Consider the following 26,596-nt stretch of genomic DNA (forward strand, 5'->3'; position numbering starts at 1 on the left):
GTGCGGGCCCTCCGCCGGATCGTACGGCTATCCCAGGGCGGGAGGGACCAGGACGCCCGGGTTGAGGATCCCCGCCGGGTCGATCCGGTCCTTGACCGCCCGGAGCATCTCGACGCCGAGCGGCCCGATCTCGTCGACGAGCCGGTCGCGGTGGTCGGTGCCGACGCCGTGGTGATGGCTGATCGTGCCGCCCGCCTCGATGATCGCGTCGTTGACGGCGGCCTTGGCGCGCCCCCACCGGGCGAGCGGCTCGTCGCCCTGGGCGGTGACCACGGTGAAGTACAGCGAGGCGCCGTCGCGGTAGACGTGCGAGATGTGGCACATCACCAGGGAGGACGGGAGTTCGCGGGCGAGCGTCAGCCGCACCGTCTCCTGGAGCCGGGGCAGATTCGACCAGAACCCGGCGGTCTCCAGGGTCTCGGCGAGGGCGCCCACGTCGAGCAGGGCGTCGCGGAGGTACGGCGCGGAGAATCGCCCGGCGGCCCAGCTCTCCCCCGGGCCCTCGCCCAGCGGCTCCCCGCCGTGCGCGCGCAGGACGGCGTGCGCGCCGGCGCGGCGCCCGGCCACCTCCTCCGTCGCGCCCTCGTACCCGCAGACGGCCAGGCAGCCGTCGCCGTTCGCCTCGCCGATCTCGTCGGGCCGGGCCAGGCCGATCATCGTCTCGGTCTCGTCGGACAGCCGGAGCACGGTCGGCTGCGGCCCGTCCTGGGCGAGGGCCCGTACGGCGGCGGCGCCCTCCGCGAACGACGCGAACCGCCAGCCTTCGTACCGGCGGGCCTCCGGCAGCGGGCGGACCCGCGCGGTCACGTCCGTGATGACGCCGAAGGCGCCCTCGGAGCCGAGCACGAGCTGGCGCAGGTCGGGGCCTGCGGCGGACTTGGGCGCCCGGCCGAGGGTCAGGGTGCCGCGCGGGGTCGCGACGGTGAGCCCGGCGACCATCTCGTCGAACCGGCCGTACCCCGCCGACGCCTGGCCGGACGACCGCGTCGCGGCGAACCCGCCGATGGTCGCCCACTCGTAGGACTGGGGGTAGTGGCCGAGCGTGTAACCCCGCTCGGCGAGCAGCGCCTCGGCGCGCGGGGCGCGCATGCCGGCCTGCAGCGTCGCCATGCGCGACACGTCGTCGAGGGCGGTGAGCCGGTCGAGGCGGCGCAGGTCGAGCGCGATGACCCCGGCGAACGACTCCCCCTCCGCCGTGAGCCCGCCGACGACCGACGTGCCGCCGCCGAAGGGGACGACCGCTATCCGCTCGCGCGAGCACCGCTCCAGCACCGCGAGGATCTCCTCGTGGTCGCCGGGGAGCACGACGGCGTCCGGGGCGTCGCGCGCATCGCCCGCGCGGATGCGCAGCAGGTCCGGGGTGGACTTGCCGCGGGTGTGCCGGATCCGCGCCTCGTCGTCGGTCCGCACGTGGCCGGGGCCCACGATCTCTTCCAGGGCCCGTGCGCAGGCGCGCGGCGCGGGCGGCGCCACGTCATTCAGGGGCACCGGCGGGACCGGGTCCGGCCGGACACCGAGCAGCTCGCGCAGCAGCCCGACGACGGAGTCGGGCAGTCGCGTGGCCCGTTCCGGATCGCCCCAGCCGTTCCACAGCATCGCCGGCACGGCCTCTTCCCCTTCCTTCCGGACGTTCCTCCGATTTACACTGTGACATATGACGTCCATTCGTCACAAGAAGGACGCGATGCTCGACGCCGCCCGCGACTGCGTCCTCGCGGTGGGGGTAACGCGCACGACGCTCACCGACGTGGCCCGCCGCGCCGGCGTGTCCCGCATGACGATCTACCGGCGCTGGCCGGACGTGCGCACCCTGGTCGCCGACCTCATGACCCGCGAATGGGCCGGCGTGGTCGCCCCCGTCGCCCCGCCCGCCGACGGCGGCCCGGTCCGCCCCCGCGCGGTGGATGCCCTCGTCGCCGGGGTCGCGGCGCTCCGCGAGCACCCGCTGTTCCTCAAGATCCTCGAGGTGGACCCCGAGATCCTGCTGCCCTATCTCCTCCAGCGGCGCGGCACCAGCCAGGACGCCATGCTGCGCGCCTTCGAGAAGACCCTGCGCGCCGGCCACCGTGACGGGACCATCCGCGCCGACGACCCCACGCGACAGGCCCGCGCCGTCCTGCTCATCGTGCAGTCCTTCGCCATGTCCGGGCACATCGTCACCGACGGCGGCCCGGACCTGTCACCGGAGGCGTTCGACGAGGAGCTGCGCCAGATCCTCGAGAGGTACCTCACCCCATGACACCCCCCGCCACGTCCTCCCTCAACACCGCCCGCCGCGCCTCCGACCTCGCGGCGCTCGCCGAGGGCGAGGTCGTCGACGTCCTGGTCGTCGGGCTCGGCGCGACCGGCGCCGGGGCCGCCCTCGACGCCGCGTCGCGCGGCCTGTCCGTGGCCGCGATCGACGCGCACGACCTGGCCTTCGGCACGTCGCGCTGGAGTTCGAAGCTCGTGCACGGCGGCCTCCGCTACCTGGCCTCCGGGCAGGTCGGCGTGGCGCACGAGAGCGCCGTCGAACGCGGCGTGCTGATGGAGCACACCGCGCCGCACCTCGTACGGGCGCTGCCGTTCGTGCTGCCGCTCACGCCCTTGGTCTCCGGTTCCTCGGCCGCGGCGGCGATGGCCGGGATACGGGCCGGCGACCTGCTCCGGCTGACCGCGCGCACGCCCCGGGCGGTCCTCCCCCGGCCGCGCCGCCTGTCCGCGGTCGAAACGCTGCGTCTCGCGCCGGCGCTGCGCTCGTACGGGCTGCGCGGCGGCATCCTGTCCTGGGACGGCCAGCTCACCGACGACGCACGCCTCGTCACCGCGATCGCGCGGACGGCCGCCGCGCACGGCGCGCGGATCGTCACCCGCTGCCGGGCCCTGGCCCTCACCGAAGACGGCGCGCACATCCGGGACGAGCAGACCGGGGAGGAGCTCGTCATCCGGGCCCGCGCGGTGATCAACGCGACCGGGGTGTGGGCGGGCGGACTCGCCGAGGGCGTACGGCTGCGGCCCTCCCGCGGCACCCACCTCGTGCTGCGGGCCGAGGCGCTCGGCGCGCCGCTGTCCGGACTCCACCTGCCGGTGCCCGGGGCGTCCGGGCGGTTCGCGCTCGTCCTGCCGCAGGAGGACGGCCGGGTGTACGTCGGCCTCACTGACGAGCCCGCGGACGGCCCGATCCCGGACGTGCCGCAGCCGACCGAGGCCGAGATCGGGTTCCTGCTCGACCTCGTCGACTCGGCGCTGGAGGTGCCGGTGCGCCGCTCCGACGTCGCGGGCGCGTACGCCGGGCTGCGTCCGCTGCTCGACGGCCCCGGCGGCCGGACCGCCGACCTGTCGCGGCGGCACGCCGTACTGAGGGGCGCGAACGGCGTCGTCACGATCGTCGGGGGCAAACTCACCACCTACCGCCGGATGGCCGAGGACGCGCTGGACGCGGCGATCGAGGAGCGCGGCCTCACGGCCGGGCCCTGCCGTACGGCCCGCCTGCCGCTCATCGGCGCCGCGACCGGTCCGGAGCTCGGCCGGCTGACCGCGCCGGCGCACCTGGTGCGGCGCTACGGCGCGGAGGCTCCCGACGTCGCCGCGCTCGCGGCGGCGGACCCGTCGCTGCTGGAGCCCGTCGCGCCGGGCTCGGCCACCATCGGCGCCGAACTGGTCTGGGCGGTCCTGCACGAAGGCGCCCTCGATGAGTCGGACCTCCTCGACCGCCGCACCCGTATCGGCCTCATCGCCGAGGACCGGGAGGCCGCCCTCCCCGCCGCCCGCCGCGCCCTCGCGCACACCCCGGCCGGCACCGGCTCCCGCTAGGGGCCTGTCTCAAAGCCCGCTGTCCCACTGCGCCGCACCCAGGCGACGCTCGCTGCGGACGGGGACCTTGAGGCAAGCCCTAGCCGCGTACGGCGGCCGTTCAGGGGCCGTCCGTGGAGGGTCGTCGGTGGTGGACCCCTGCCGGGTCGCCCGCCGAATTCATTGCGCCGGAGCGAGGTATTCGAGGTGGATGTACGACCGTGACGCCGGCGCCGTCACGGCCTCGCTGGAGACGGTGACGCGCGGCTCGTAGGCGGTGCCGAGACGGGCGGCGACGTCGCCCAGGTCCGCGCCCGGAACGTCGATGTGCACGGTGAGCCGGCCGGGTGGGCAGGGGTCGGAGGCCATCTCCACCCGCGCGCTCCCCAGCCGGTCGGCGGGAATCAGGTCGAAGATCTCCTGGAGGACCGCGCCGACCTGGTGCGCGATCCGTCCATCCGGGAAGTCCGTCCCGCCACTCAAGATGATCATGGGATACGCGGCGCCCGGACCGTTGGCGCGTTCGACCGCTCGTACGATGATCGAGCGGATGCCGCCGGGAGCGGCCCGGACCGGCGGCCAGAGGTCGAGCACCGCGCTCCGGAAGTCCTTGATCGCCTCGTCCAGGCCGGTGATCGCCTGGTGGATCATCCGGACGGCCCCCTCCTCGTCAACGTGCTGCTGGATATGACCCAGTGCGCCGTTCAGCCCGAGGCCGACCGCGAACAGGCGGCGGATGAGCGTGTCCACCCGCTCATGCGAGGGCTCGACGAGATCGTCGCCGGAGAGCGTCCGGTCCGCGCGCAGGCGGTCGACGAAGCGGAGGCCCCATTGGTCGGATACGGGAGCGTTGCCGCCGTACGGTCCCTCGGCGCGGCTCACACGCCTCCCCCCTTCGCGCGATCCGCTCCGGGGGCAGCGCCGCGCGGATCTGTCCGATTAGTGGGGGATTGTGCTTTAAGTACTCCTACCCGGCGGACGGCCGGATGCACCTCTCCACCGTGGGGTAGGGCTTGAAGGAGAAAGGCCGCTGACGAGCGCGGGGTGGTTCATCGTGGGTTGGAGCCGTCAGGGAGTACGGCTGCCCTTCACCGACCGGGCGGAGGCCGGACGGTTGCTCGCGGAGCAGATCATGCCTCTACGCCTGGCCGATCCGCTCGTCCTCGCGTTGCCGCGCGGCGGCGTTCCGGTGGCCCGCGAGATCGCGCGCCGCCTGGACGCGCCACTCGAGGTCCTGGTGACACGCAAGATCGGCTGTCCGAGCCAGCCGGAGCTGGGCGTCGGAGCGATCGCCGAGGGCGGGGATCCGGTCTTCGACGCCGACCTCATGCGCCGCGTCGGCCTGACCGAGCGGGACCTGGAGGAGACGGTACGGCGCGAGCGGGCCGAGCTGCGGCGCCGGATCGCGGCGTACCGGGGAGACCAGGCGCTGCCGCCCGTCAAGGGACGGGACGTCGTGGTCGTCGACGACGGGCTGGCCACCGGCGGGACGGCGCGTGCCGCGCTCGCGGCGGTCCGGGCGGGAGATCCGGCACGGCTCGTGCTCGCGGTGCCGGTCGGAGCGGCCCAGACGGTCAAGGCGCTGGCCGGCGACGCGGACGAGATCGTGGTGCTGGCCGCCCCCTGGACGTTCCGCGCGGTGGGCCAGTGGTACGTCCACTTCGACCAGCTGTCCGACGAAGACGTGCAGAGGCTGCTTTGAGGATCCCGGCGGCGGGCGTGTCGCTCGAAGCGGACCTGACCGACGGCGAACGCGGTCTGGTGGTCTTCGCGCACGGCAGCGGCAGCAGCCGCCGCAGCCCGCGCAACCGGCAGGTCGCCGCCGCACTGAACACGGCGGGGTTCGGCACTCTTCTGTTCGATCTGCTCACGCCGGACGAGGAGCTCGAAGACACCCGGACGGCCCGCTTGCGCTTCGACATTCCGCTGCTCGCACGACGACTTTCCGCCGTCGTGGGCTGGGCCGCGACCCGGCCGGTGGGGTTGTTCGGGGCGAGTACGGGAGCGGCTGCGGCCCTGGTCACAGCGGCCGAACGCCCGGACGACGTCGCGGCCGTGGTGTCCCGGGGCGGCCGCCCCGACCTCGCCGGCGAGGCTCTAGCGGTCGTACGTGCGCCTACACTGTTGATCGTGGGCGGACGCGACCTGGAAGTGCTCTCGCTGAACGAGCGGGCGGCCGCGCGGATGCCGGCCGAAAAGGCGATCGTCGTGGTACCCGGTGCGGGCCACCTGTTCGCCGAGCCGGGCGCTCTCGAGGAGGTCGCCCGGCTCGCGGAAAACTGGTTCGCCCGCCATATGAGGGGGTGAAAATTCTGGATTGCCCGGCACTCTGGCCGGTCGGCCCGCGTTCGGGGCCCGGTCGCGAAACCGCAGGTAGCGGGGGGACGCTACGCGGCGTTGGCGCGACGCATGCGACGGCGGCGCTCGGAAGCGCGCTCGTCTTCGTTCAGACCGCCCCAAGTGCCGTACTTCTCGGGCCGGGAGACGGCGTAGTCAAGACAATCGGTGCGCACGGGGCAGCGCATGCACACGGCCTTGGCCTTACGCTCGCGGATCTCACGCTCCGGCTGACGCTCGCCGTCAGGGCCGAAGAACAGGATGAGGTCCTCCCCCCGGCACTCGGCAGCGTCCTGCCAGCCCCAGCTGGGACGGGGGAGGTTTGCCTGCCGACGTACCTGAGCCATAGAACTACCACCTCGTAGCTTGCTGGGTGAGCAAATTTCGGTCACGGGCGCCATATCAGTAAGAACGCGCGCAAAACCTTGCAACGTCTTGAAGGGCCGTGATGTTCCCTGAGAGCCGCCGTGTCCGTGTAGGAACGACGAATAGGGCCTCAGCGAGGCTACACGAGGGCCGCCCCGTTGAGAAGGGCCACCTCCCTTTTAACATACGTGGCGAGGTTCTCCGAACATCCCGGACCGCACGCGCCGGGGTCCACGCGCTCGACCCGGACGCGGTATCGCTCCAGGCCGGCGCGCACGACGGCGGTGTCGGCGATCATGGACTCCACTGCCACGTCCGCCACCGCGACGATCCCGGTGTGCGCGCGAACGAAGTGCTCGGCGGCCTGCACGGGCTCGGGCAGGCCCGCCCGGCCGCGGTAGCGGTCGAGCGTCACCTCGCCGCGATGGTACGCCCGCGCGGCGGCCACGGCGCGCTGTTCGTCCAGGTCCCCGTAGTACAGGCCGTGCGGGAGACAGACGAGATTGGCGGCGTAGCGGTCGCCTCCGACGTGTGTGGTTTCCCACACCTGATCGCCGAAGCGCTCGCCGAGGGCGCGGGCCAGCGGCGCGCCGGTGCGCGCGCAGCAGGCGTTCCGCCGCCCGTGGGCGCAGACCAGCAGCAGCGGATCGGCGACCGGTGAGCCGAACCCGGGGGCGCGCCCCGCGGCCACGGACGCCAGGTCCAGGCTTTCCAGCTCCGCCGGATCGGCCAGCTCCCGCCCCTCCAGCCACGGCGTCACGGGTCGGCCGTCCGGGGCGGTGTCGCCGGAGAACCCGGTGTACACCCACAGCGGAGGCGTCGCGCGACGCCGGCCCGGAACCCGGATGAACTGGGCGCGCACGCCATGCCGCGCGGCCCGCGCCAGCGCCTCGGCGACCGGATCGGGCAGGTCGGTGTCCTCGATCCGTTCGGCCCAGGGGCCCGGGTGCTCGACGAGCAGCCACGAGCGCGCCTTCGTCGTGGCGCTGGCCAGGCACGGGCGCTCCCCGGTGTGGCTTCCGGGGCAATGGGCGCAGCGGCGGTCCGCCAAGGAGTCCCCCGTCGATCGGATGACGTCGGGGATCGGCCGACGCCGATCCGATTAGGTAACCCTAACCTAACCCTTCCTCGCCGGATCTAACGTCCCCGAAAACCCAAGAGCCATGGTGACGCGACGGTGACGGGGTGGTGAACCGACGACGCACACCCGGCCGGGCCCAGGGATACCCGCGAGAACGCGATCCCGGGCGTCGTACAGTGGCCTCCCGCGCAGCCGGACGGAGATCCACCGGACACGCCCTAGGCCGCCGGCCGACGCGGACGGAGCACGTTCCCGCGTGGTAAGGCCCTTGTTGAGGACGATGGTGACGAAAGTCTCGATGCACGCTCCCGCGCTCGTCGCTGGAGCGGCGCTGCTGCTCGTCGCGGCCGGTGACCTGGCGCGTCCTGCGGCGCAGGCGCGGTCTACGCCCGCGATCGAGGCGGGGATGACGGGCTGCGGTACGGGCCGCCCCGCGCTGCGGGAAGGCCCGCAGGCACTGCCGCTGCGCAACGACGACGCCACCACGGCCGGCGTCACCCTCATCGACCCCGCGACGGGCGCCGTCTACGCCGAGGTCGAGGGCCTGGGGCCGAGGACCACCCGCACGCTGCGGATCACGCTCGGCCCGGGCGCGTACGCCTTCCGCTGCGTCGAGGACGGGCCCGCCGGCCCCGTCACGGGCCCCGTGACCCGGATCACCGGCTCCGGACGCGGCACCCCCGGGATCATCCCCGTCTCCGAGAACGACCTCTACGCGCCCACGCGCTCGTACCAGGCGTACGTCACCGCGGGCCTCGACCGCCTGGTGGAGCGCACCGACGCTCTCCGCTCGGCCGTCGACGACGGCGACCTCGACGCGGCGCGCGCCGCCTGGATCCCCGCGCACATGGCCTACGAACGCCTCGGGGCGGCGTACGGCACCTTCGGCGACTTCGACGGCCAGATCAACGGCCGCCCCGAGGGACTGCCCGGAGGAGTACACGATCCCGGCTTCACCGGATTCCACCGCGTGGAGTACGGCCTGTGGCACGGCGAGCCCGCCTCCTCGCTGGCCCGCGTCACCGACCGTCTCGCCCGGGACGTCCGCGCCCTGCGGTCCGACTTCCCGAACCAGCGCATCGACCCGGGCGACCTGCCTCTACGAGCGCACGAGATCCTGGAGAACACCCTGCAGTTCCAGCTCACCGGCGAGGCCGACCAGGGCAGCGGCACCACGCTGCGCACGGCCGAGGCCGATCTTGAAGGCACCCGGGAGCTGGTGAACGTGCTCCGCCCGCTGCTGCGCCCCCGTTACCCGGGCCTGACCGAGGTCGATGCCTGGATGGACCGGATGGCCGCGCTGCTGAAGGGACGGTCGTCCGTCGACCGGCTCTCGCCGGCCGACCGCGAGCGCCTGAACGGCACGGCGGGCGAGCTCCTCGAACGGCTCGCCTCGATCGCCACGATCTGCGCCCCACGGCGGAGCTCCCAGGGAAGCGGGGGATGATGACCGACCGTCGATCCTTCCTGCGCGGTGCTCTGGCCGCCGGTGTGGCCGGGGCCGTGGCCGGTCCGTCCGCCGCCGGCGCGGCGCTGCCCGATGGAGCCGCCGAGACGGCGACGCGGCCGTTCCACGGGGCGCACCAGGCGGGCATCGTCGAGCGGCCGCGGCGGCGGACCATCGTCGTGTCCTTCGACGTCATCGCCTCCGGCCGCAGCGAGCTGACCGAGCTGTTCCGGACGCTGACCGACCGCGCCCGCGCGCTGACCGGCGGAGGAGCGCCGGGCGACACCGGCATCTCCGCGCCGCCCGCCGACTCCGGCGTGCTCGGGCCCGACGTGCCCGGGGCCGGGCTGCTGGTGACGGCCGGCGTCGGCGCGTCGCTGTTCGACGACCGGTACGGCCTGGCGGGCCGCAGGCCGCCCGGGCTGACGGCGATGCCCACGTTCCCCAATGACGCGCTCGAGTCGGCGTGGTGCCACGGCGACCTCAGCCTGCAGCTGTCCGCCGACGACGAGGACACGGTCGTGCACGCGCTGCGCGACGTCGCCCGGCACACGCGCGGCGCCATGCAGGTGCGGTGGCGGATGAACGGCTTCGCCAGCCCGCCCCGGCCCAGCGGCACCCCGCGCAACCTCATGGGGTTCAAGGACGGCATCGCCAATCCCGACGCCACGGACGCGCGCGAGATGAGCAGCCTGGTCTGGGCGGCCCCGGGCACCACCGGGAAGGGCCGGAGCGCGCCGGAACCGGCCTGGACGGCCGGCGGCTCGTACCTCGTGATCCGGCTCATTCGAATGCTCGTGGAGTTCTGGGATCGCGTCGGGCTCGCCGAGCAGGAGCAGATGTTCGGCCGTAGCCGGGACACCGGAGCGCCCCTCGACGGGAACCACGAGCTGGACGAGCCTCACTACACCGACGACCCGATCGGCAAGGTCATCCCGCTGACGAGTCACATCAGGCTGGCGAACCCCCGGACGCCGCAGAGCGCCGACAGCCGGATCCTGCGCCGCGGCTTCAACTACGACCGGGGCGTGGACGCGGTCGGCGACCTCGACATGGGGCTGATCTTCACCAGTTACCAGCAGGACATCGCCCGGCAGTTCGCGGCGGTCCAGGGGAGGCTCAAGGACGAGCCGCTCACCGACTACATCCGGCCGTTCGGCGGCGGCTACTTCTTCGCGCTGCCCGGCGTCCGGGACTCCACGGACTTCTTCGCCCGCACCCTCCTGGGCTGACCCGGTGCGGGGCATGAAGTCCCGAAGAGGGCGAATGACTCCGTTTCAGGGACAAAGGCGCTCGAGATCGGATAAAGATCAGCTAAAGACTTTTGACGGAGCCATGGTGACCTGTTCACATTCTCGTCACCAAACGTCAGCGTGATCGTCGACGCGACTCGATGGGATCCCGGCTGGACCGGGACTCCGTTGGAGGACCGGCGTTTCACAACTTCAGGAGGCAACACGATGGGTCCCGGAAAGTGGAAGGGCCGCCGGACGGCGTTGATCGCCGGCTCGGTGGCCGCGGCCGGAGCGCTCGCGCTCGCCACGGCACCGAGCTGGGCGAGTGGGGAGAAGCACCAGGGCGCCTCGCTGACCGCGGCCGAGGCGTCCACCGTCCGCACGGCCACGCCGATCAAGCACGTCGTCGTGCTGTTCGACGAGAACAACTCGTTCGACCACTACTTCGGCACCTACCCGAAGGCCGCCAACACCGACGGTACGAAGTTCACCGCCGCGCGGAACACGCCTCGGGTCAACGGGCTGACGAAGAAGCTGCTCACGCATAACCCGAACCAGTACAACCCGAAGCGCCTCACGCCTCAGCAGGCGATGACCTGCGACCAGGACCACGGGTACGGGGCCGAGCAGAAGGCCGTCAACGGCGGCGCGATGGACAAGTTCGTCCAGAACACCGAGACGGACAAGTGCACCGGCCAGCCGGTGCTGTTCGGTGAGCCCGGCCTGGTCATGGACTACTACGACGGCAACACCGTCACCGGGCTGTGGAACTACGCGCAGCACTACGCGATGAGCGACAACTCCTGGGACACGGTCTTCGGGCCCTCCACCCCGGGTGCGCTCAACCTCATCTCCGGCCAGACCCACGGCGGCTACGCCGTCGACCCGGTCAAGCACGAGAAGGTCAGCGACTCCTACGTCGTGCAGTCCCCCGACAAGAACGGCGTCGGCACGGTCATCAACGACCCTGACCCGGCGTACGACGACTGCTCCGACAAGAACCACACGTCCAAGAACAACCTGGCCGTGATGAACGGAAGCAACATCGGCGACCTGCTCAACAAGAAGAAGGTCAGCTGGGGTTGGTTCCAGGGCGGCTTCCGGCCCACCGGTAACGCCAACGGATACGCCGTCTGCGGCGCGTCGCACCAGAACGTCGGCGGCATCGCGGCCACCGACTACAGCCCGCACCACGAGCCGTTCCAGTACTACAAGTCGACGGCGAACGAGAAGCACCTGCCGCCGTCCTCGGTCTCGGCGATCGGCCGGACCGACCAGGCCAACCACCAGTACGACCTGAGCGACTTCGACTCGGCGCTCGCGGCGCACAACCTGCCCGCGGTCAGCTTCCTGAAGGCGGCCGAGTACCAGGACGGCCACGCCGGCTACTCCGACCCGCTCGACGAGCAGCAGTTCATCGCGGGCACGATCAACAAGCTGCAGAAGTCGCCGGAGTGGAAGTCCACTGCGGTCGTCATCGCCTACGACGACTCCGACGGCTGGTACGACCACAAGGCTCCGAAGATCCGGGGCGGGTCGACCGACTCCACGGCGGACACGGCGCTGTGCGGCAAGGCCAAGGTGGCCGGTGGCTACCAGGACCGCTGCGGTCCCAGCCAGCGTCTCCCGCTCCTCGTCGTCTCGCCGTACTCGAAGGTCAACCACGTCGACCACAGCTACACCGAGCAGACGTCGGTGCTGAAGTTCATCGAGGACAACTGGGGCACCGGCCGGATCGGCGACTCGTCGTTCGACCAGCGGGCCGGCGGCCTGTGGGGCATGTTCAACTTCTGGCACCCGCGTGCCGGCAAGCTGATCCTCGACCCGAAGACCGGCGCTCCGGTCTCCGGCTGATCCGCATTCACCACCTTTTCCCGGAAGCCCCCGCCTCGGCGGGGGCTTCCCCCGTACGGGCGCCGGTTCGGCTCCTCCCGGGACGCACCATCCGCCCGTCCTGCGACGCGGCTGGAGCGTCCCACCCCGGGGCTCATGGCGTGGCGTCCTCGCGAGCGCTCCGGCGGCGTCCTAACGTGACGCTGTGATCGCGATGGAGCCTGTCCCCGCATGGTGCCTGGTCAACGGCGAGTGGACGGAGCGCGAGGATCCGGTGATGGCGGCGTGCGACCCCCAGGGCGGCGACGTGTACGCCGCGATGGCCGCGCTCGGCTTCGAAGCGTGGTGCCGGATCGGCGACGAGGAGTTCGCCACGACCCCGGTCACGCTGGCGGTCTACTCCCGCGAGAAGCCTCCGCTGCAGTTCCTGCTGCAGCTCGAGGGCAACGCCGGGAACGTCGTCGAGCACGTCTTCGCCGAGAGCCTGCCCGACGCCATGAACCTCCTGGCCGCCTGGGCGCCGGTGGCGCAGGCCGGCGCCCTCGTCGAACTCGCCCGGCGACTGGCCGTGGACGACGGCGAGGCGTCCGCCGCGCTGCGGCGTACGGCCCCGCCCCAGCCGTTCCCGACCGGGACGACGCCCTCGACCGCGATGGACCGCATCGGCTCTTAGCGCGACCGAGGCCCCTTGGGGACGCCATCGTCGATCTCGGCGGGCGCGTTGATCGTGACGCGGTGCATCTTGCGGCGCTGGGTGTAGTCGGCGACCGCGTAGTGCTGAGTGGGCCGGTTGTCCCAGAACGCCAGCGTGCCGACCCGCCACTTGAGCCGGACCTGGAACTCCGGCGAGCGGACGGCGTCCTGGAGGAGTGGGAGCAGTGCCTCGTTCTCCCGGTCGTCGAGGCCGACCAGGCGGGTCGTCGAGCTGCGGTTGACGAACAGCGCCTTGCGCCCGGTCTCCGGGTGGACGCGCACGACCGGGTGCCGTACGGGCGGCCACTTGCGCTGCATCTCGGCCAGGTCCAGCTGGTGGCCCTTGTTGATGGCCTTGGACACCGACATCGTGAGGTCGTGCTCGGCCTCGAGTTCGTCGCACAGTCGCTGGATCGACGTGGGCAGTGACTCGTAGGCGAGGTACATGTTGGCCCAGTTGGTGTCGCCGCCGACGTCCGGCAGGATCACCGCGCGCAGCAACGACCCCATCGGGGGCACCTTCATGAAGGTGTTGTCGCTGTGCCAGGAGTCCCCGCCCTCACCCTTGGGATCCTTCTGGTCGAGGATGTGGATCGCGCTCGCCGACGTCTTCATCGGCGGCTCGTTGAGCGTGCCGAACCGCTCGGCGAACGCCAGGTGCTGCTCGTCGGTGATCTCCTGATCGCGGAAGAACAGGACCAGGTACTCGAGCAGGCCCCGGCGGATCTCCGCGGCCTCCTCGTCCGACGGTGGTTTGCGCAGGTCCAGCCCTGTCACCTCGGCGCCGATGTGCCGTGTTACGGGATGAAATTCGATCATGTCGGGAGCCTCCGTCGGTGAACCCCGCCCTAAACAAGCAATCGCTAGGTTGCCACTTTTCCGCACGTCTGACCACCCCTCGGCGCGATGGCGTGCCCGACGTCACGTCGGAGACAGGTGGAGCGGCCGCGGACGGCGGCGTGGATCGGCTCCCGGAGGCGGCCTGGGATCGGCGCCCCGTAGGCGGCATGGATCAGCCCTCGGAGGCGGCGTGGGATCAGGGCCCGTAGGCGGCGCGGATCAGCCCTCGGAGGCGTCGTCCTCCAGGCGGGCGCGAGAGGTGAACTCCCCCGGCCAGAGCTTGTCGATCTCGGCGTTCAGCGCGGCGCCGATCAGGACGGCGAGCGCGGTGACGTACAGCCAGGCGAGCACGGCGATGGCCGCCCCCAGTGACCCGTACACCGACACCGCCGACGTGGAGCCGTCCAGGTAGAGCCGGAGGATCAGGCTGCCGAGCGCCCAGATGGCCAGGGCGGTGACCCCGCCCGGGACCTCGCGCCACCACGCCGTCCGTACCGGAACGCTGAGGTGGTAGAGCAACGCGAGGAAGATGATGGCGACGATGATGAGAATCGGCCAGTAGAGAACGCGCACGACCGCGGCGCCGGCCGGGACCCAGTGCAGCACCAGCGTCGGCCCGGCGACCAGGACGGGAATGATGACGAGGCCGACGCCGAGCCCGGCGAGGTAGAGGAAGAACGCGCGCAGGCGGGTCCGGATCACGCCGCGGACGCCCGACAGGCCGTGCGCGATGGTGATCGTGTCGACGTAGACGTTGAGCGCCCGGGATCCGGCCCAGAGGGAGATCAGGAAGCTCAGCGAGACGATCCCGACCTTGCCGCCGCGCAGGACCTCGTCGAGAAGGGGTTCGACCACGGACTTCACGGTCTTCGCGGTGAGCACCGTCTCCGCACGGTCCAGCACCCACTTACGGGTCTCGGCGATCGTCGCGGCGCCCAGGACGTTCCGGAAGTGGCCGATCATGCCGATCAGCCCCAGAGCCAGGGGCGGCAGCGACAGGAGCGTGAAGAACGCCGCCTCCGCGGCCAGGCCGGTCACCCGGTAGCGGAACGCCGACACGGCGGTGCCCCGGAGGATCTGCCAGAGGGCCGCGCGCACACGGGAGACGACGGACGCCTCGGCAACGCCGGTCCGAGCGTCGGAGGCGGTGGTCATGACGATCTACAGTAGGGGCTTACGCACCCAGAGTGGTGCATGAGGCTCATCTCGCCGATCACCTTCGGCCGGCCGCCCGGCCCCGGAGGGAACCGGAATCCCCGTCCCTGACGGGGAAGCGAAGGCTCTTCGATCAGATGACCCCGTTCGCGCGACGGACGCATCGGCAAGCTGTGACGATCGTCACATGTCAGGCGAACTGCCCTGGCAGCCGCCCGTTTCCGGGCGGTCCGGCGAACGCCTGCGCGACGTCCAGCCATTCTTCGGCGACCGGGCCGGCGACCGTGAGGTCCACGTCGTCCCGGTGCCGTCGCTGCGTGACGACCAGACAGAAGTCCAACGCCGGCCCCTGGACGAGGTCGGCGGCGTCCTCCGGGCCCGCGGCCCAGCGGGCGCCGCTCGGGAGGGTGAGTTCCACGCGCACCGGTGCCTCCGGGACCGGCCTGCCGTGGACGGCGAAGCTCCACGGCAGCGTTCGCACGCCGATCTGGACGATATGGCGGAGCCGGTCGGTGGGCGCGCGGCCGGCGCCGACGGCGTCGGCCACGTCCTGTCCGTGCGCCCAGGTCTCCATCAGGCGGGCGGTGGCGAACGAGGCCGCCCCCATGTCAGGTCCGTACCAGGGGATCCGCGCCTTCGGCTCCAGGCCGGCCAGGGCCTCGACCATCCGGCCGCGGGCCGTCCGGAACCAGTCCAGGACCTCTTCGCCGGGCATGGAGCGCCGCTCGGTGATGATCCGGTCCGTGTCGAAGCCCTCCGCGACCAGCGTGCGGACCTCCTCGCGGAACGCGTCGGGGTCGGTCACGGCGCGTACGGCCGCCTCGTCGAACCACGCCAGGTGGATGACCTGGTCGCGTACGGTCCATCCCTCGGCGGGGGTGGGCAGGTCCCACGCCTCGGGCTTCAGGAGTCGCTCGAGGTCGCCCGTCTCCTCGCGCAGATCGGTGAGCAGTTCGTCCATCGCAACGGCCACGGGCCACAGCGTACAGAATCGGGTTCGGTCATCGCCGTACGCGGGTGACGGCGGGCACAATGAAGGGGTGATCTGCCAAGCGTGTCGCGAGCGGCGGCACGACGAGTGCCGGGGCGGCTCGTGGTGCGAGTGCCAGCACCTGCCGCCCGAACCCGCCCCTGCCGAGGAGCGGTCCGCGTCCGGCGACGGCACCGAACCGGACGTCAACTGGCTGCGACAGGGCTGAGACCGGCCGCGACGGGTCCGCGCCGCGGCGGATCGGCACGCCCAGAGCGGGCCGTGGCGCGCCAATGTGACGTTCGTCCGCATTCCGGACAGAGTTGGACAGTCATCGAACCACATGTCATCATCGGTGTATGGCTGCTGCGAATCCGTTGCTGGTGATGCGCCGGCACGTTGACTACCTCCGTGTGGGCAGCGCCATCTGTCGTTGACGCCTGATCACCGCCACTGCCTCATGGGCGCGCGGTATGCCGGTGTCACCCCTTTAGCTCAGCGTTGAGCCAGCAGTGCGACCTGCCGGCGTGCTACGTGTCCCCCACCACCACGGAGGACGCGCACGATGCCACCCCGTCTGCAGCGGAAACGAGGCGAGGGCCAATGGGCCCTGGGCTATCGCGAACCGCTCAACAAGAACGAAGAGAACAAGAAGAACGACGACGGACTGAACGTCCGTCGTCGCATCATCGACATCTACGCCAAGGCCGGCTTCGACTCGATCGACCCCGCGGATCTGCGGGGCCGGTTCCGCTGGTTCGGCCTGTACACGCAGCGCCGGCCCGGCATCGACGGCGGCAAGACGGCGGTCCTCGAGCCCGAAGAGCTCGACGACCGCTACTTCATGCTGCGCGTCCGGATCGACGGCGGCCAGCTGAACCTCGACCAGCTGCGCACGATCGCCGACGTCTCCTCGAAGTACGCCCGCGGCACGGCGGACATCACCGACCGGCAGAACATCCAGCTGCACTGGATCGAGATCGAGAGCGTCCCGGCCATCTGGGAGGCCCTGGAGTCGGTCGGGCTGGACACCACCGAGGCCTGCGGCGACACGCCCCGGGTCATCCTCGGCTGCCCGCTCGCCGGGATCGACGCCGACGAGGTCATCGACGCGACGCCGCAGATCCGCGAGATCAACGACCGGTACATCGGCAGCCCCGACTTCTCCAACCTGCCGCGGAAGTTCAAGTCGGCCCTGTCCGGCTGCACGGCGCAGTGCACGGTCCACGAGATCAACGACATCGCGTTCGTCGGCGTGGTGAACGACAAGGGCGAGGTCGGCTACGACGTCTGGGCGGGCGGCGGCCTGTCCACCAACCCGATGTTCGCCAAGCGGCTGGGAGCGTTCATCCGGCCGGAGCAGGCCCACGAGGTCTGGGCGGGCATCGCCGGCATCTTCCGCGACTACGGCTACCGCCGGCTCCGGCACCGCGCGCGGCTGAAGTTCCTGATGAACGACTGGGGCCCGGAGCGGTTCCGTGAGGTCCTGGAGAAGGAGTACCTCGGGTACGCGCTGGCGGACGGACCGGCGCCCGGAGGGCCCCGGGACGACCGCCGCGACCACGTCGGCATCCACCGGCAGCGCGACGGCCGCTACTACGTCGGCTTCGCGCCGAAGGTCGGCCGCGTCGACGGCGACCTGCTGCACGTCATCGCGGACCTGGCCGAGGAGTACGGCTCCGGCCGGGTGCGCACGACCACCGAGCAGAAGATGGTCATCCTGGACGTCCCGGAGGACCGGACCGAGGCGCTGGCCGCCGAGCTGGAGGCGCACGACCTGCGGGTCCACCCGTCGACGTTCCGCCGTCAGACGATGGCCTGCACCGGCATCGAGTTCTGCAAGCTCGCCATCGTCGAGACCAAGCAGCGCGGCATGGACCTGATCGAGGAGCTGGAGCAGCGCCTGCCGGACTTCGACGAGCCGCTGACGATCAACATCAACGGCTGCCCGAACTCCTGCGCGCGCATCCAGACCGCCGACATCGGCCTGAAGGGCCAGCTGGTCACCGACGCGAACGGCGCCCAGGTCGAGGGCTACCAGGTGCACCTGGGCGGCTCGATCGGCGGGGAGTTCGGCAAGAAGATCCGTGGACTGAAGACCACCGCGGAGGAGTTGCCCGACTACGTGGAGAGGGTGCTGCGCAGGTTCCAGGAGGGTAGGCACGACGGCGAGTCCTTCGCCGCGTGGGTGCAGCGTGCGGAGGAAGGTGACCTGAAGTGACCGAGCGAGCCGTCCCCTTCTACTGCCCCTACTGCGGAGACGAGGACCTGGAGCCGTACGAGAGCGACGGCGGCTGGCACTGCCGGGCCTGCACCCGGGCGTTCCGGCTGCGGTTCGTCGGCCTCGGTGCGCTCAGCACCACGGGTGCTCCCAGACGGGAGGGTTCGGAATGACGCTCCTGTACGAGCGCGCTCCTGCGGCGCTCGACCTGACCGACATCGTCGAATCGGCCGCCGACGCGCTGGAGGAGGCCTCCGCCGAAGAGATCATCCGCTGGGCGATCGCGACCTTCGGTGACCGGATCTGCGTCACGTCGTCCATGAAGGACGCGGTGCTGGTCGACATCGCCTCGAAGGTCCGCCCCGGCATCGACGTGCTGTTCGTCGACACCGGCTACCACTTCGCCGAGACGATCGGCACGCGGGACGCCGTCGAGGCCGTCTACCCGGTCAACGTGGTCAACGTCACCCCCTCCCGGACCGTCGCCGAGCAGGAGCGCGACCTCGGGCCCCGGCTGTACGGCCGGAACCCGGATCTGTGCTGCCACCTGCGCAAGGTCGAGCCGCTGAACCGCGCGCTCGAGCCGTACCTCGCGTGGATCACGGGCATCCGGCGCGAGGAGACCTCACACCGGCGCGGCTCGCGCGTGGTCGAGTGGAACGCCGCGCGCGGGAAGGTCAAGGTCAACCCCCTCGCCCGCTGGACCCAGGCCCAGCTCCACGACTACATCGAGGAGCACGGCATCCTGGTGAACCCGCTGCAGTACGACGGGTACCCGTCGATCGGTTGCGAGCCCTGCACCAAGCAGGTCGCGCCGGGCGAGGACCCACGCAGCGGACGCTGGGCCGGCACCGGAAAGACCGAATGCGGCATCAACCTCTGAGCACTCCGGCGATCCCCCTGGTCGCGGTCGCCCACGGGAGCCGGGATCCGCGTGCGGCGGCGACGATCGAGGAACTTCTCGATCTTGTTCGTCGTTCATCGGGGGTGCGGGTCGTGACCTCGTATCTCGACCACGCTCCCCCGGCCCCGGGGCAGGCGCTCGGTGGTCTCGTCGGCGAGGGGGCCGACGAGGCCGTCGTGCTCCCTCTGCTGCTCACCGCGGCGTATCACAGCAAGACCGATATCCCGGGGGCGCTTCGCGACGTCCGAAGCGCCCACCCCCGGCTGACTTTGCACTACGGGACGACGCTGGGCCCGCATCCGCTGATGACGAAGGCCCTGGAGCGGCGGCTCGCCGAGGTCGGCGTCCGCCCCGACCCGGACACCGCTCTGGTGCTCGCCGCCGCCGGTTCCAGCGATCCGGCGGCGAACGCGACGATCGGCCGGATGGCGCGAGCCTGGCGCGGCTGGCACTCCGTCGTCCCCGCGTACGCCTCCGCGGCCCGTCCCACCCCTGCCGAGGCCGTACGCATGCTGTACGACGCGGGCGCGCCGCGAGTCGCGATGGCGTCCTACTTCCTGGCCCCGGGCTACTTCGCGGACAAGGTCCGTGAGGAGTCCCTGGAGGCCGGGGCGGTGGCGGTCTCGCCCGTGCTGGGCGCCGCGCCGGAGGTGGCGGAGATCACGTCGCAGCGCTATCGCGAGATCCTGACGCGCGGCGAGCGCGTCGCGGCGGCCGGCTGACGCCTTCCCTGTGCTCCGGCGCGTCGCGGCGGCCGGCTGACGCCTTCCCTGTGCTCCGGCGCGTCGTGGCGGCCGGCTGACGCCTTCCCTGTGCTCCGGCGCGTCGTGGCGGCGGGCTGACGTCTTCTCGGTGCTCCGGCGCGTACGGCGAGCCTCCTGCCGAGGCTGTGGTCACCCATCGTGACGGGGTGCGGAATACTCTTCGCCGCCCGGCTGTTGCGACACCTGGACGATTCAGCACCTTTGCGGTCATTCATGATTGCTTAGACCGGAAACCAAAAGTGGATCATAAGGCGCGCCAGATCGATCTTTATGACGATCTTTGTGGTGTCGATCACGTGAGTAATATCCGACGGCCATGTTTGGCACGTCGGTATTTGTCTGATATGTTCCTCTAAGTCCGGCGACGCTCCCCATGCGCCGCCCGAACATCCGCCGGCACGGCCGGCCCACCAGCGCAGATGGCGCGGCGCGAAGACGCGTGCGAGGGCCTCCGTACAGAGCCGAGACGGTTCATATCCCAAAATCGCGCCACTCCCGCGAAGTACCCGTTGATCCATTTTCAGCGGGAGCGGCAACGTCGAGTCCGTGAAGATCACGGAGCCGGGGACCCATCAGAAGTCCCGGGGTGAATCGGCACATCCCCTGTGCCGTAGGGCGACTTCCACGTCCGAACCCGTCAGCTAACCCGGTAGGCGTACTGGAAGTAAGGAGCAGAACCTTGTCCGCGAGTCCGCCCTGATCTGAATACCGGCCGTCACCGCTACCCCTAGCCGATGACGGCAGACGTATCTCTTTGTTCGAGCCGCCCGCATGAGCGGGCGACCCGCTGAATCCGCACCTAGCGGAGCCGGGGACCCACCAGAAGTCCCGGGGTGAATCGGCACATCCCCTGTGCCGTAGGGCAGCTTCCACGCCCGAACCCGTCAGCTAACCCGGTAAGCGGCATGGAAGCCGAAGGAGTACCCCCCTGTGTCCCCTCGACACGCCAAACCCCGCTTTACCCTTGATCGTAAGACCGTCGCCGGCGTCATCGCCGGCACCGCCGCCGCCGGCGCGGCCGCGTTCACCGTGGCCTCCGCAGGACCGGCGCTGTCCGCACAGATCCCCGGTGCGTCCCGCCTCGCGGCCCACCATGTCGCCCAGATACCTAATCCCAGTATGGGTAAGGCGATCGCGGCCGGTTCCCTGGGCGACGCCCCGCACGTCAAGGTGCGCGCCCTCGCCGAGCCGAAGGCGCAGGTGCAGAAGAAGCTGCCCTCGGCCACGGACGTCCTGAAGCTCGCCGTCTCCCAGGTCGGCACGACCGAGAACGCAGCCGGCGGCACCAAGTTCAACCAGTGGTTCATGTCCTCGCCGTACGCCAAGGCAGGCGTCGCGCGCGACGGCGGGTCCATCAGCGACTACGCCAACGCCAACTGGTGCGACATGTTCGTCTCCTGGGCCGGCGCCGAAGCCGGCGTCAAGGGGATCGGTGGCGACGCGTTCACCCCGACCCACGCCAAGTGGTTCCAGCAGCAGGGCCGCTGGGGCAACGTTCCCAAGCCCGGGGCCGTCGTCTTCTTCTCCTGGAACGGCAGCGGTGTCGACGCCATCGACCACGTCGGCCTGGTCATCAAGGACAACCACGACGGCACCATCCAGACCGTCGAGGGCAACACGGACAACGCCGTGAAGGTCCGGACCCGGAACACCTCCGCTGTCGTGGGTTACGGCTACCCGGAGTACGCCCAGTAATCGCCCGTGCCGGCGCGTGCCGCGTCGCCGCCGAGCAACGCGGCACGCGCCGGTCTTCCCTTCCCGGGCGGTCCCACGAATCCCCCTGTCATCGCCCCGGGATGCCCCCATCCCTCATGCCCCCGTTCCCCATGCCCCCGAAAGGAATTCCATGATCAGGTTCTCGACGAAGGCCATTGCCACCGCGGCCGCCGGCGTCACCCTGGCCGGCGCCGGCGTGACCACCGCCCTCGCCTACGGAACCGCCTCGGAGTCGGCATCCTCGGCGCAGAGCGCCCCCGCGCCGTCCGCCGCGCAGGCGCCCAAGCAGGCGCCGCAGACCGAGCAGCGCGTCGCCACGGAGAACAAGGACCGGCTGTTCGTGAGCCTCAAGAAGGACGCCAAGAAGGAAAAGGCCGCCCTGCCCGGCGGCGTCTCGACCGCGACGTCCTTCTGGGACCCGTCGACGGCCTCCGGCAAGCCGATGTCGTTCCACACGCTCGCCAGCCCGTACTGGCCGCTCGGCACCAAGGTGAAGGTCACCTACAACGGTAAGAGCGAGATCGGCATCGTGGAGGACTTCGGCCCGGCCGAGTGGGCCGTCGCGCAGCACAACCCGCCGGCGCTCATCGACCTGTCGGAGAAGATGATGCAGCAGCTCACCGGCACCGCGTCGAACTCGATCACGATCAAGTTCCAGGTGCTGGAACTGGGCAACGGCGGCGTGTACCGCCACTCGGGCACCGGCTACGCCACGGCCACCGGCAAGGCGTAACCCACCCCCTCGACACCGGCACGGCGTCACCCGCTCCCCCCCTCGCCTGCCGGTCCCGGACGGCGTGGGATCCCCTCACCTGAGGTGATCCCGCGCCGTTCCGTCGTTCCCGACGGCCCTGCCCTACCGACGGCTCCGTCTTTCCCGACGGCCACCCTTGCAGGGAAGGAATGAACTGAGGTTCAATTCTTGCGTGCCTTACCGCCGTACGCCCCGTGTCGAGGCCCGGCTCAGCGCCTCTCGGGACCGCATCCGCGCCGCCGCGCTGGCGGTCGTCGCCGAGCGCGGCTACGCCGGCTGCTCGATCGCGGCCGTCGCCCGGCGAGCGGGGGTCGCGACCGGCAGCGTCTACCGCCACTTCCCGGCAAAGGCCGACCTGGTCGCGGAGGTCTTCCGGGTGGCCTCCCAGCGCGAGGTCGACGCGTTCGCGCGCGCCGCGTCGCTGGAGGGCTCGGCGGCGGAGGGCATCGCGGCGGTGATCGAGACGTTCGCGGGCCGGGCCCTGCGGGCCCCGCGGATGGCGTACGCGCTCCTCGCCGAGCCGGCGGATCCCGCCGTCGACGCCGAGCGCCTGGTCTTCCGCCGGGCGTACGCCGCCGTCCTCGCCGGGCTCATCGGCCGCGGCATCGCCGCCGGCGAGCTCCCCGAGCAGAACGTCGAGGTCAGCGCCGCGGCGCTCGTCGGGGCCATCGGCGAGGCTCTCGTCGGCCCCCTCGCGGTCGGCGCCGGCCGCTCCGCCGAGCCGCCTGCGGTCGGCGACGCGGACGCACGGACGCATGCCGCCCGCCGCGCGGACGCGCAGACGCATGCCGACGGCCGCACCGACGCGCAGGCGCGTGCCGACGGCCTCGCCAAGGCGCAGGCACGTGCGGTCGGCGACGCGGACGCGCAGGCCGGCTTGATGGCTCATCTCATCACCTTCGCCCAGCGCAGCATCGGAGCGGTCGATGACGACACATGAGGTCTTCAACCAGGTCCCCCCGCTCGTCGGCCATGATGTGGCCGACGACCCCGCCCTCCTGGACGGGCTCTTCCGCGAAGGCGGCGGCTGGGCGGCCGAGGCCGTCCACGAGCTCGGCCGACTGGGAGGCACGGAGCAGGCGCGCGAGTGGGGCCGGCTCGCCAACGAGCACCCGCCGGTGCTGCGTACCCACGACCGGTACGGCCATCGCGTCGACGAGGTCGAGTTCCACCCCGCCTGGCACGAGCTCATGCGCGTCGCGGTGGGCCACGGCCTGCACGCCCGGGCGTGGACCGAACGATCCGGGGCGCACGTCGCCCGCGCCGCGAAGTTCTACGTCTGGCGAGTGGACGCGGGGCACGGCTGCCCCATCTCGATGACCTACGCCGCCGTACCGGCGCTGCGCCACGCGCCCGAGCTGGCCCGGCAGTACGAACCGCTGCTGACGTCCGGCACGTACGACTTCGGCCTGCGGCCGCCGCTGGAGAAGCAGGGCATCCTCGCCGGCATGTCGATGACGGAGAAGCAGGGCGGCTCCGATGTGAGGGCCAACACGACGCGTGCCGTGCCCCGGCCCGACGGCACGTACCTGCTGACCGGCCACAAGTGGTTCACCAGCGCGCCGATGTGCGACGTGTTCCTCGTCCTCGCGCAGGCGCCGGAGGGCCTCACCTGCTTCCTGCTGCCCCGGGTGCTGCCCGACGGCACGCGCAACGGTCTTCGCCTGCAACGGCTCAAGGACAAACTGGGCAACCGGTCGAACGCATCCGCCGAGGTGGAGTACGAGGACGCGGTCGCCTGGCGCGTCGGCGACGAGGGGCGCGGCGTCCGCACGATCATCGAGATGGTCAACATGACCCGGCTCGACTGCGTCATCAGCGCGGCCGCCGGAATGCGCGAGGAACTCATCCAGGCGACCCACCACGCCGCGCACCGTCAGGTGTTCGGCCGGTACCTCATCGACCAGCCGCTGATGCGCAACGTCCTCACGGACCTCGCGGTCGAGTCGGAGGCCGCGACCGTCCTCATGCTCCGCCTGGCCGGGGCCACCGACCGCGGCGAGACCGCGTTCAAGCGGCTCGGCCTCGCCGTCGGCAAATACTGGGTCTGCAAGCGGTGGCCCGCCCACGCCGCTGAGGCGCTCGAGTGCCTCGGTGGCAACGGCTACGTCGAGGAGTCCGGCATGCCGCGGCTGTTCCGCGAGTCGCCGCTCAACTCGATCTGGGAGGGTTCCGGGAACGTCGCGACCCTCGACGTGCTGCGGGCGATGGTCAAGGAGCCGGAGACGGTGGAGGCGTTCTTCACCGAGATCGGCCTGGCCTCGGGCGCCGACGCGCGGCTGGACGCCGCCGTCGCCGAGGTCAAGGACTCGCTCACCGACGTGGCGACGATCGAGCTGCGCGCCCGGCGGGTCGTCGAGCGCCTCGCCCTGGTGCTGCAGGGCTCCCTGCTGGTCCGGCACGGCCACCCGGCCGTCGCCGACGCCTTCTGCGCCTCCCGCCTCAGCGGCGACTGGGGCCGCGCCTTCGGCACCCTCCCGCCCGGATCCGACTTCACCGCCATCATCGAACGAGCCGTTCCGAAACTGGGATAGCCCTGCCGCGGGTCAAAGCCAAAACCCCGCCGACGACCTTCTTTCAGACGGTCCCGCTGAGGGATTCGGCGGCGGCGAGTGCTTGTGCGGCGCTGTGGTGGTCGCCGTGCGCCCGGAAGCCTTCTACCGCGATGGCGAGCGCTTTGTCGGCTTCGTCGAGCCTTCCGGCAGCCTGGAGGGTTCGGCCGAGGTGGAGGCGGGCGATCGCTTCGCTGTGGGCCGAGCCGCGTGCCTGGGCGAGTTGGAGGGCGTCATGGTGGTGGATGAGGGCGGTGTCGTGGTCGCCGAGGCGGCTGTGGGCGGCGCCGAGGAGGTAAAGCGCCATGGCCGTGAGGTCCTCGTCGTTGTTGTCGCGGGCCAGGCTGAGCCCGGCCCGGAGGTGGTAGAGCGCGGTATCGGGCCGGTTGAGGTGGAGGTACTGTTCGCCGGCGTAGTTGTGGGCCATGGTCATCTGGACTGGCATGTTGGCGGTCAGCCCGGCCGTAATGGCCTGTTCGAGGGTGGCTGCCGCCGCGTCGTGGTCGCCGGAGCGGCCATGCAGGGTGCCGAGCAGGATGAGGCTGCTGACTTCACCGAGGCGATCACCGGTCGCCCGGGCCTGCTCGAGGGTGATTGACAGGAGCCGACGTGCGGTGGCCCGCTCGTCGCGGTGGATCGCGATACGAGCCTGCACGCGCTGGGCCGTCGCCTGGGCCCGGCCTTCGGTGACGTGCTCGACGGCGGCCGCGCAGCGGGACAGGTCGTCCCAGCGGCCGGAAAGGATGAGCGGACGCTGAAGGAGTTCCAAGAGCTTTGCGGCGAGGACGGCGTCCAGTTCGGGCGTGGAGGTCACGAGCATGATCGCGGCAACCAGGTTGTCCTGCTCGACGTCGGATACCGCCTCGCGCATCTGCTTGGCGCGGGACGCTGTACGGCCGGTTCCCTGGGGCACTGCGTCGGGCCGAGGGTGCGGGATTTGCCCGGCGAGGTCGGTGAGGGAGGCGCGGACGGCGCGGGTGAGGGATCGGCGACGCACCTCGGCGGAGTCTTCGCGGAGCGCCTGCTCTTTGGCGAAGCTGCGGAGTAGGTCGTGGAAGCTGTAGCGGTCTGGTGCCGGGTTGGTCACCAGGTGGGCATCGAGCAGTTGGTCCAAGAGGTGTTCGGCGTCCGAGACGGGCACGTCGAGCAGGGCGGCCGCCGTACGGAGTGAGGAGGCCGGATAGTCGAGCAGTGCGAGCAGCCGGAACGCTTGTGCGGCCGCGGGTCCGAGCCCGCGATAGCTGAGCATGAGGCTGGCGCGCACATCGAGGTCTTCGATGTGGAGCTCGTCCATCCGGCGGTGCCTGTCGGCCAGCCGGTCGGCGAGGTGCCGCACCGACCATGCCGGTCGGGAGGCGAGCTTGGCACCGGCGATCCGCACCGCAAGAGGTAGCCGACCGCAGCTGGTGATCACGTCCGCGACGGCAGTGTCGTCATCCGCCACCCGCCCGTGGCCTGCTGTGGCCGCGAACAGGGCGGTGGCTTCCAGCTCGCTCATAGGCGGCAAGTCGAGCCTGGTCGCGCCGACCAGGCCGGTCAGCTGAGCGCGGCTGGTGACCAGCACGGCGCTCGGACCTCCGCCGGGTAGCAGCGACCGTACCTGGGCGCTGGTGGCCGCATTGTCCAGCAAAAGGAGGACCGCGCGATCGGCGAGTATCGACCGGTACAGCGCCGACCGATCAGCCAGGCCGGCAGGAATGGTTCGGCCTGGCACGCCCAGTGATCTGAGCAGGGAGTTGAGGACGTCCCCGGGGTCCCGGGGGGCTGTGCCGGCCCCACGCAGGTCGGTGAACAGGGTGCCGTCGGTGAAGATGTGGCGCAGCCGGTGGGCGGCGTGTAATGCCAGGGTCGTCTTCCCCACCCCTGGCGAACCCGTGACAACGGTCACTCTCGCGGATGCCGCACCACTGTCCAGACTTCTGGTCACTGCCCGCAGTTCCGCGGCGCGTCCGGTGAA

25 protein-coding genes and 2 riboswitches are annotated in these 26,596 nt (G+C 71.3%); of the genes, 17 read left to right on the plus strand and 8 right to left on the minus strand.

Translation table 11 applies throughout. From position 1 onward, the window contains the following. Positions 1-27: 27 nt before the first annotated feature. Positions 28-1,596 (minus strand): FAD-binding oxidoreductase, encoded by a 1,569-nt coding sequence (locus AB0I04_RS36480; RefSeq protein WP_360895350.1) that lies wholly within the window; start codon positions 1,594-1,596, stop codon positions 28-30. A 58-nt stretch (positions 1,597-1,654) separates the two neighbouring features. On the opposite strand from AB0I04_RS36480, the gene AB0I04_RS36485 reads away from it, so the two are divergent. Continuing rightward, positions 1,655-2,239: a TetR/AcrR family transcriptional regulator gene (locus tag AB0I04_RS36485; RefSeq protein WP_360895275.1), complete on the plus strand. Its 585-nt coding sequence runs from the start codon at positions 1,655-1,657 to the stop codon at positions 2,237-2,239. Next, on the plus strand, positions 2,236-3,792 hold the full coding sequence (locus AB0I04_RS36490; protein ID WP_360895278.1) for a glycerol-3-phosphate dehydrogenase/oxidase: 1,557 nt from the start codon (positions 2,236-2,238) through the stop codon (positions 3,790-3,792). The genes AB0I04_RS36485 and AB0I04_RS36490 overlap by 4 nt, the downstream gene beginning before the upstream one ends. A gap of 159 nt (positions 3,793-3,951) precedes the next feature. Here AB0I04_RS36490 and AB0I04_RS36495 read toward each other — a convergent pair whose 3' ends face one another. Continuing rightward, the gene (locus AB0I04_RS36495; RefSeq protein ID WP_360895281.1) at positions 3,952-4,653 is read right to left on the minus strand and encodes a hypothetical protein; all 702 of its coding nucleotides are present in this window, start codon (positions 4,651-4,653) and stop codon (positions 3,952-3,954) included. 172 nt (positions 4,654-4,825) lie between these two features. Here AB0I04_RS36495 and AB0I04_RS36500 point away from each other — a divergent pair, with 172 nt between their 5' ends. Together AB0I04_RS36500 and AB0I04_RS36505 are read left to right on the plus strand one after the other, a co-directional pair. Continuing rightward, complete coding sequence (locus tag AB0I04_RS36500; RefSeq protein ID WP_360895284.1) at positions 4,826-5,473, plus strand: phosphoribosyltransferase family protein; 648 nt, start codon at positions 4,826-4,828, stop codon at positions 5,471-5,473. A 17-nt stretch (positions 5,474-5,490) separates the two neighbouring features. Beyond that, on the plus strand, positions 5,491-6,078 hold the full coding sequence (locus AB0I04_RS36505; protein ID WP_360895287.1) for an alpha/beta family hydrolase: 588 nt from the start codon (positions 5,491-5,493) through the stop codon (positions 6,076-6,078). A gap of 80 nt (positions 6,079-6,158) precedes the next feature. On the opposite strand, the gene AB0I04_RS36510 is transcribed toward AB0I04_RS36505, so the two are convergent. Continuing rightward, a complete protein-coding gene (locus AB0I04_RS36510; RefSeq protein ID WP_360895290.1) occupies positions 6,159-6,509 on the minus strand; it encodes a WhiB family transcriptional regulator in 351 nt (116 codons plus the stop codon). A gap of 104 nt (positions 6,510-6,613) precedes the next feature. Further along, a complete protein-coding gene (locus AB0I04_RS36515; protein ID WP_360895293.1) occupies positions 6,614-7,525 on the minus strand; it encodes a sucrase ferredoxin in 912 nt (303 codons plus the stop codon). A gap of 310 nt (positions 7,526-7,835) precedes the next feature. On the opposite strand from AB0I04_RS36515, the gene AB0I04_RS36520 reads away from it, so the two are divergent. The 4 genes from AB0I04_RS36520 to AB0I04_RS36535 all read left to right on the plus strand — a co-directional run bounded on the left by AB0I04_RS36520 (position 7,836) and on the right by AB0I04_RS36535 (position 12,743). Next, positions 7,836-9,002 (plus strand): EfeM/EfeO family lipoprotein, encoded by a 1,167-nt coding sequence (locus AB0I04_RS36520; protein WP_360895296.1) that lies wholly within the window; start codon positions 7,836-7,838, stop codon positions 9,000-9,002. Next, the gene (efeB, locus tag AB0I04_RS36525) at positions 8,999-10,234 is read left to right on the plus strand and encodes an iron uptake transporter deferrochelatase/peroxidase subunit (protein WP_360895299.1); all 1,236 of its coding nucleotides are present in this window, start codon (positions 8,999-9,001) and stop codon (positions 10,232-10,234) included. The genes AB0I04_RS36520 and efeB overlap by 4 nt, the downstream gene beginning before the upstream one ends. Positions 10,235-10,462: 228 nt before the next feature. Continuing rightward, positions 10,463-12,091 carry an alkaline phosphatase family protein gene (locus AB0I04_RS36530; protein ID WP_360895302.1) on the plus strand — a complete coding sequence of 543 codons (1,629 nt, stop codon included), beginning with the start codon at positions 10,463-10,465 and terminating at the stop codon, positions 12,089-12,091. A 184-nt stretch (positions 12,092-12,275) separates the two neighbouring features. Further along, positions 12,276-12,743 carry a hypothetical protein gene (locus AB0I04_RS36535; RefSeq protein WP_360895305.1) on the plus strand — a complete coding sequence of 156 codons (468 nt, stop codon included), beginning with the start codon at positions 12,276-12,278 and terminating at the stop codon, positions 12,741-12,743. On the opposite strand, the gene AB0I04_RS36540 is transcribed toward AB0I04_RS36535, so the two are convergent. From AB0I04_RS36540 to AB0I04_RS36550, 3 genes are all read right to left on the minus strand, one after another. Beyond that, positions 12,740-13,582: a TauD/TfdA family dioxygenase gene (locus tag AB0I04_RS36540; protein WP_360895308.1), complete on the minus strand. Its 843-nt coding sequence runs from the start codon at positions 13,580-13,582 to the stop codon at positions 12,740-12,742. The genes AB0I04_RS36535 and AB0I04_RS36540 overlap by 4 nt on opposite strands. Before the next feature lie 240 nt (positions 13,583-13,822). Then, complete coding sequence (locus tag AB0I04_RS36545) at positions 13,823-14,758, minus strand: YihY/virulence factor BrkB family protein (protein WP_360895311.1); 936 nt, start codon at positions 14,756-14,758, stop codon at positions 13,823-13,825. Between the two features lie 190 nt (positions 14,759-14,948). Further along, positions 14,949-15,731, minus strand: coding sequence for a TIGR03084 family metal-binding protein (locus AB0I04_RS36550; protein WP_360895314.1), 783 nt, complete (start codon positions 15,729-15,731; stop codon positions 14,949-14,951). Positions 15,732-15,798: 67 nt separating this feature from the next. Here AB0I04_RS36550 and AB0I04_RS36555 point away from each other — a divergent pair, with 67 nt between their 5' ends. From AB0I04_RS36555 to AB0I04_RS36595, 9 genes are all read left to right on the plus strand, one after another. Then, the gene (locus AB0I04_RS36555) at positions 15,799-15,957 is read left to right on the plus strand and encodes a hypothetical protein (RefSeq protein ID WP_360895317.1); all 159 of its coding nucleotides are present in this window, start codon (positions 15,799-15,801) and stop codon (positions 15,955-15,957) included. A 336-nt stretch (positions 15,958-16,293) separates the two neighbouring features. After that, positions 16,294-17,949: a nitrite/sulfite reductase gene (locus tag AB0I04_RS36560; protein WP_360895320.1), complete on the plus strand. Its 1,656-nt coding sequence runs from the start codon at positions 16,294-16,296 to the stop codon at positions 17,947-17,949. Then, the gene (locus AB0I04_RS36565; RefSeq protein ID WP_360895323.1) at positions 17,946-18,122 is read left to right on the plus strand and encodes an Insertion element protein; all 177 of its coding nucleotides are present in this window, start codon (positions 17,946-17,948) and stop codon (positions 18,120-18,122) included. Before AB0I04_RS36560 ends, AB0I04_RS36565 begins: the two co-directional genes overlap by 4 nt. Continuing rightward, positions 18,119-18,832 (plus strand): phosphoadenylyl-sulfate reductase, encoded by a 714-nt coding sequence (locus AB0I04_RS36570; RefSeq protein WP_360895326.1) that lies wholly within the window; start codon positions 18,119-18,121, stop codon positions 18,830-18,832. The genes AB0I04_RS36565 and AB0I04_RS36570 overlap by 4 nt, the downstream gene beginning before the upstream one ends. Then, complete coding sequence (locus AB0I04_RS36575; RefSeq protein WP_360895329.1) at positions 18,814-19,575, plus strand: sirohydrochlorin chelatase; 762 nt, start codon at positions 18,814-18,816, stop codon at positions 19,573-19,575. Before AB0I04_RS36570 ends, AB0I04_RS36575 begins: the two co-directional genes overlap by 19 nt. Before the next feature lie 568 nt (positions 19,576-20,143). Then, positions 20,144-20,287, plus strand: a riboswitch (cyclic di-AMP (ydaO/yuaA leader). 105 nt (positions 20,288-20,392) lie between these two features. Continuing rightward, positions 20,393-20,534: riboswitch (cyclic di-AMP (ydaO/yuaA leader) on the plus strand. A 13-nt stretch (positions 20,535-20,547) separates the two neighbouring features. Beyond that, positions 20,548-21,312, plus strand: a complete 765-nt coding sequence (locus AB0I04_RS36580; RefSeq protein WP_360895332.1) for a CHAP domain-containing protein — start codon at positions 20,548-20,550, stop codon at positions 21,310-21,312. 151 nt (positions 21,313-21,463) lie between these two features. Continuing rightward, the gene (locus AB0I04_RS36585; RefSeq protein WP_360895335.1) at positions 21,464-22,066 is read left to right on the plus strand and encodes a hypothetical protein; all 603 of its coding nucleotides are present in this window, start codon (positions 21,464-21,466) and stop codon (positions 22,064-22,066) included. 193 nt (positions 22,067-22,259) lie between these two features. Next, entirely contained in the window at positions 22,260-23,027 is a 768-nt protein-coding gene (locus AB0I04_RS36590) for a TetR/AcrR family transcriptional regulator (RefSeq protein WP_360895338.1), read from the plus strand. Beyond that, positions 23,014-24,621: an acyl-CoA dehydrogenase family protein gene (locus tag AB0I04_RS36595; RefSeq protein WP_360895341.1), complete on the plus strand. Its 1,608-nt coding sequence runs from the start codon at positions 23,014-23,016 to the stop codon at positions 24,619-24,621. Before AB0I04_RS36590 ends, AB0I04_RS36595 begins: the two co-directional genes overlap by 14 nt. Positions 24,622-24,664: 43 nt before the next feature. Here AB0I04_RS36595 and AB0I04_RS36600 read toward each other — a convergent pair whose 3' ends face one another. Beyond that, on the minus strand, positions 24,665-26,566 hold the full coding sequence (locus AB0I04_RS36600; protein WP_360895353.1) for an AAA family ATPase: 1,902 nt from the start codon (positions 26,564-26,566) through the stop codon (positions 24,665-24,667). Positions 26,567-26,596 lie beyond the last annotated feature (30 nt).

The sequence above is a fragment of the Actinoallomurus sp. NPDC050550 genome (assembly GCF_040655075.1).
Lineage (GTDB): Bacteria > Actinomycetota > Actinomycetes > Streptosporangiales > Streptosporangiaceae > Actinoallomurus.

Bases quoted from the DNA above. Each gene is read 5' to 3' on its own strand.
- AB0I04_RS36480 (WP_360895350.1), bottom strand. From the start codon at position 1,596: ATGCTGTGGAACGGCTGGGGCGATCCGGAACGGGCCACGCGACTGCCC.
- AB0I04_RS36485 (WP_360895275.1), top strand. From the start codon at position 1,655: ATGACGTCCATTCGTCACAAGAAGGACGCGATGCTCGACGCCGCCCGC.
- AB0I04_RS36490 (WP_360895278.1), top strand. From the start codon at position 2,236: ATGACACCCCCCGCCACGTCCTCCCTCAACACCGCCCGCCGCGCCTCC.
- AB0I04_RS36510 (WP_360895290.1), bottom strand. From the start codon at position 6,509: ATGGCGCCCGTGACCGAAATTTGCTCACCCAGCAAGCTACGAGGTGGT.
- AB0I04_RS36520 (WP_360895296.1), top strand. From the start codon at position 7,836: ATGGTGACGAAAGTCTCGATGCACGCTCCCGCGCTCGTCGCTGGAGCG.
- efeB (WP_360895299.1), top strand. From the start codon at position 8,999: ATGATGACCGACCGTCGATCCTTCCTGCGCGGTGCTCTGGCCGCCGGT.
- AB0I04_RS36530 (WP_360895302.1), top strand. From the start codon at position 10,463: ATGGGTCCCGGAAAGTGGAAGGGCCGCCGGACGGCGTTGATCGCCGGC.
- AB0I04_RS36540 (WP_360895308.1), bottom strand. From the start codon at position 13,582: ATGATCGAATTTCATCCCGTAACACGGCACATCGGCGCCGAGGTGACA.
- AB0I04_RS36545 (WP_360895311.1), bottom strand. From the start codon at position 14,758: ATGACCACCGCCTCCGACGCTCGGACCGGCGTTGCCGAGGCGTCCGTC.
- AB0I04_RS36560 (WP_360895320.1), top strand. From the start codon at position 16,294: ATGCCACCCCGTCTGCAGCGGAAACGAGGCGAGGGCCAATGGGCCCTG.
- AB0I04_RS36570 (WP_360895326.1), top strand. From the start codon at position 18,119: ATGACGCTCCTGTACGAGCGCGCTCCTGCGGCGCTCGACCTGACCGAC.
- AB0I04_RS36575 (WP_360895329.1), top strand. From the start codon at position 18,814: ATGCGGCATCAACCTCTGAGCACTCCGGCGATCCCCCTGGTCGCGGTC.
- AB0I04_RS36585 (WP_360895335.1), top strand. From the start codon at position 21,464: ATGATCAGGTTCTCGACGAAGGCCATTGCCACCGCGGCCGCCGGCGTC.
- AB0I04_RS36595 (WP_360895341.1), top strand. From the start codon at position 23,014: ATGACGACACATGAGGTCTTCAACCAGGTCCCCCCGCTCGTCGGCCAT.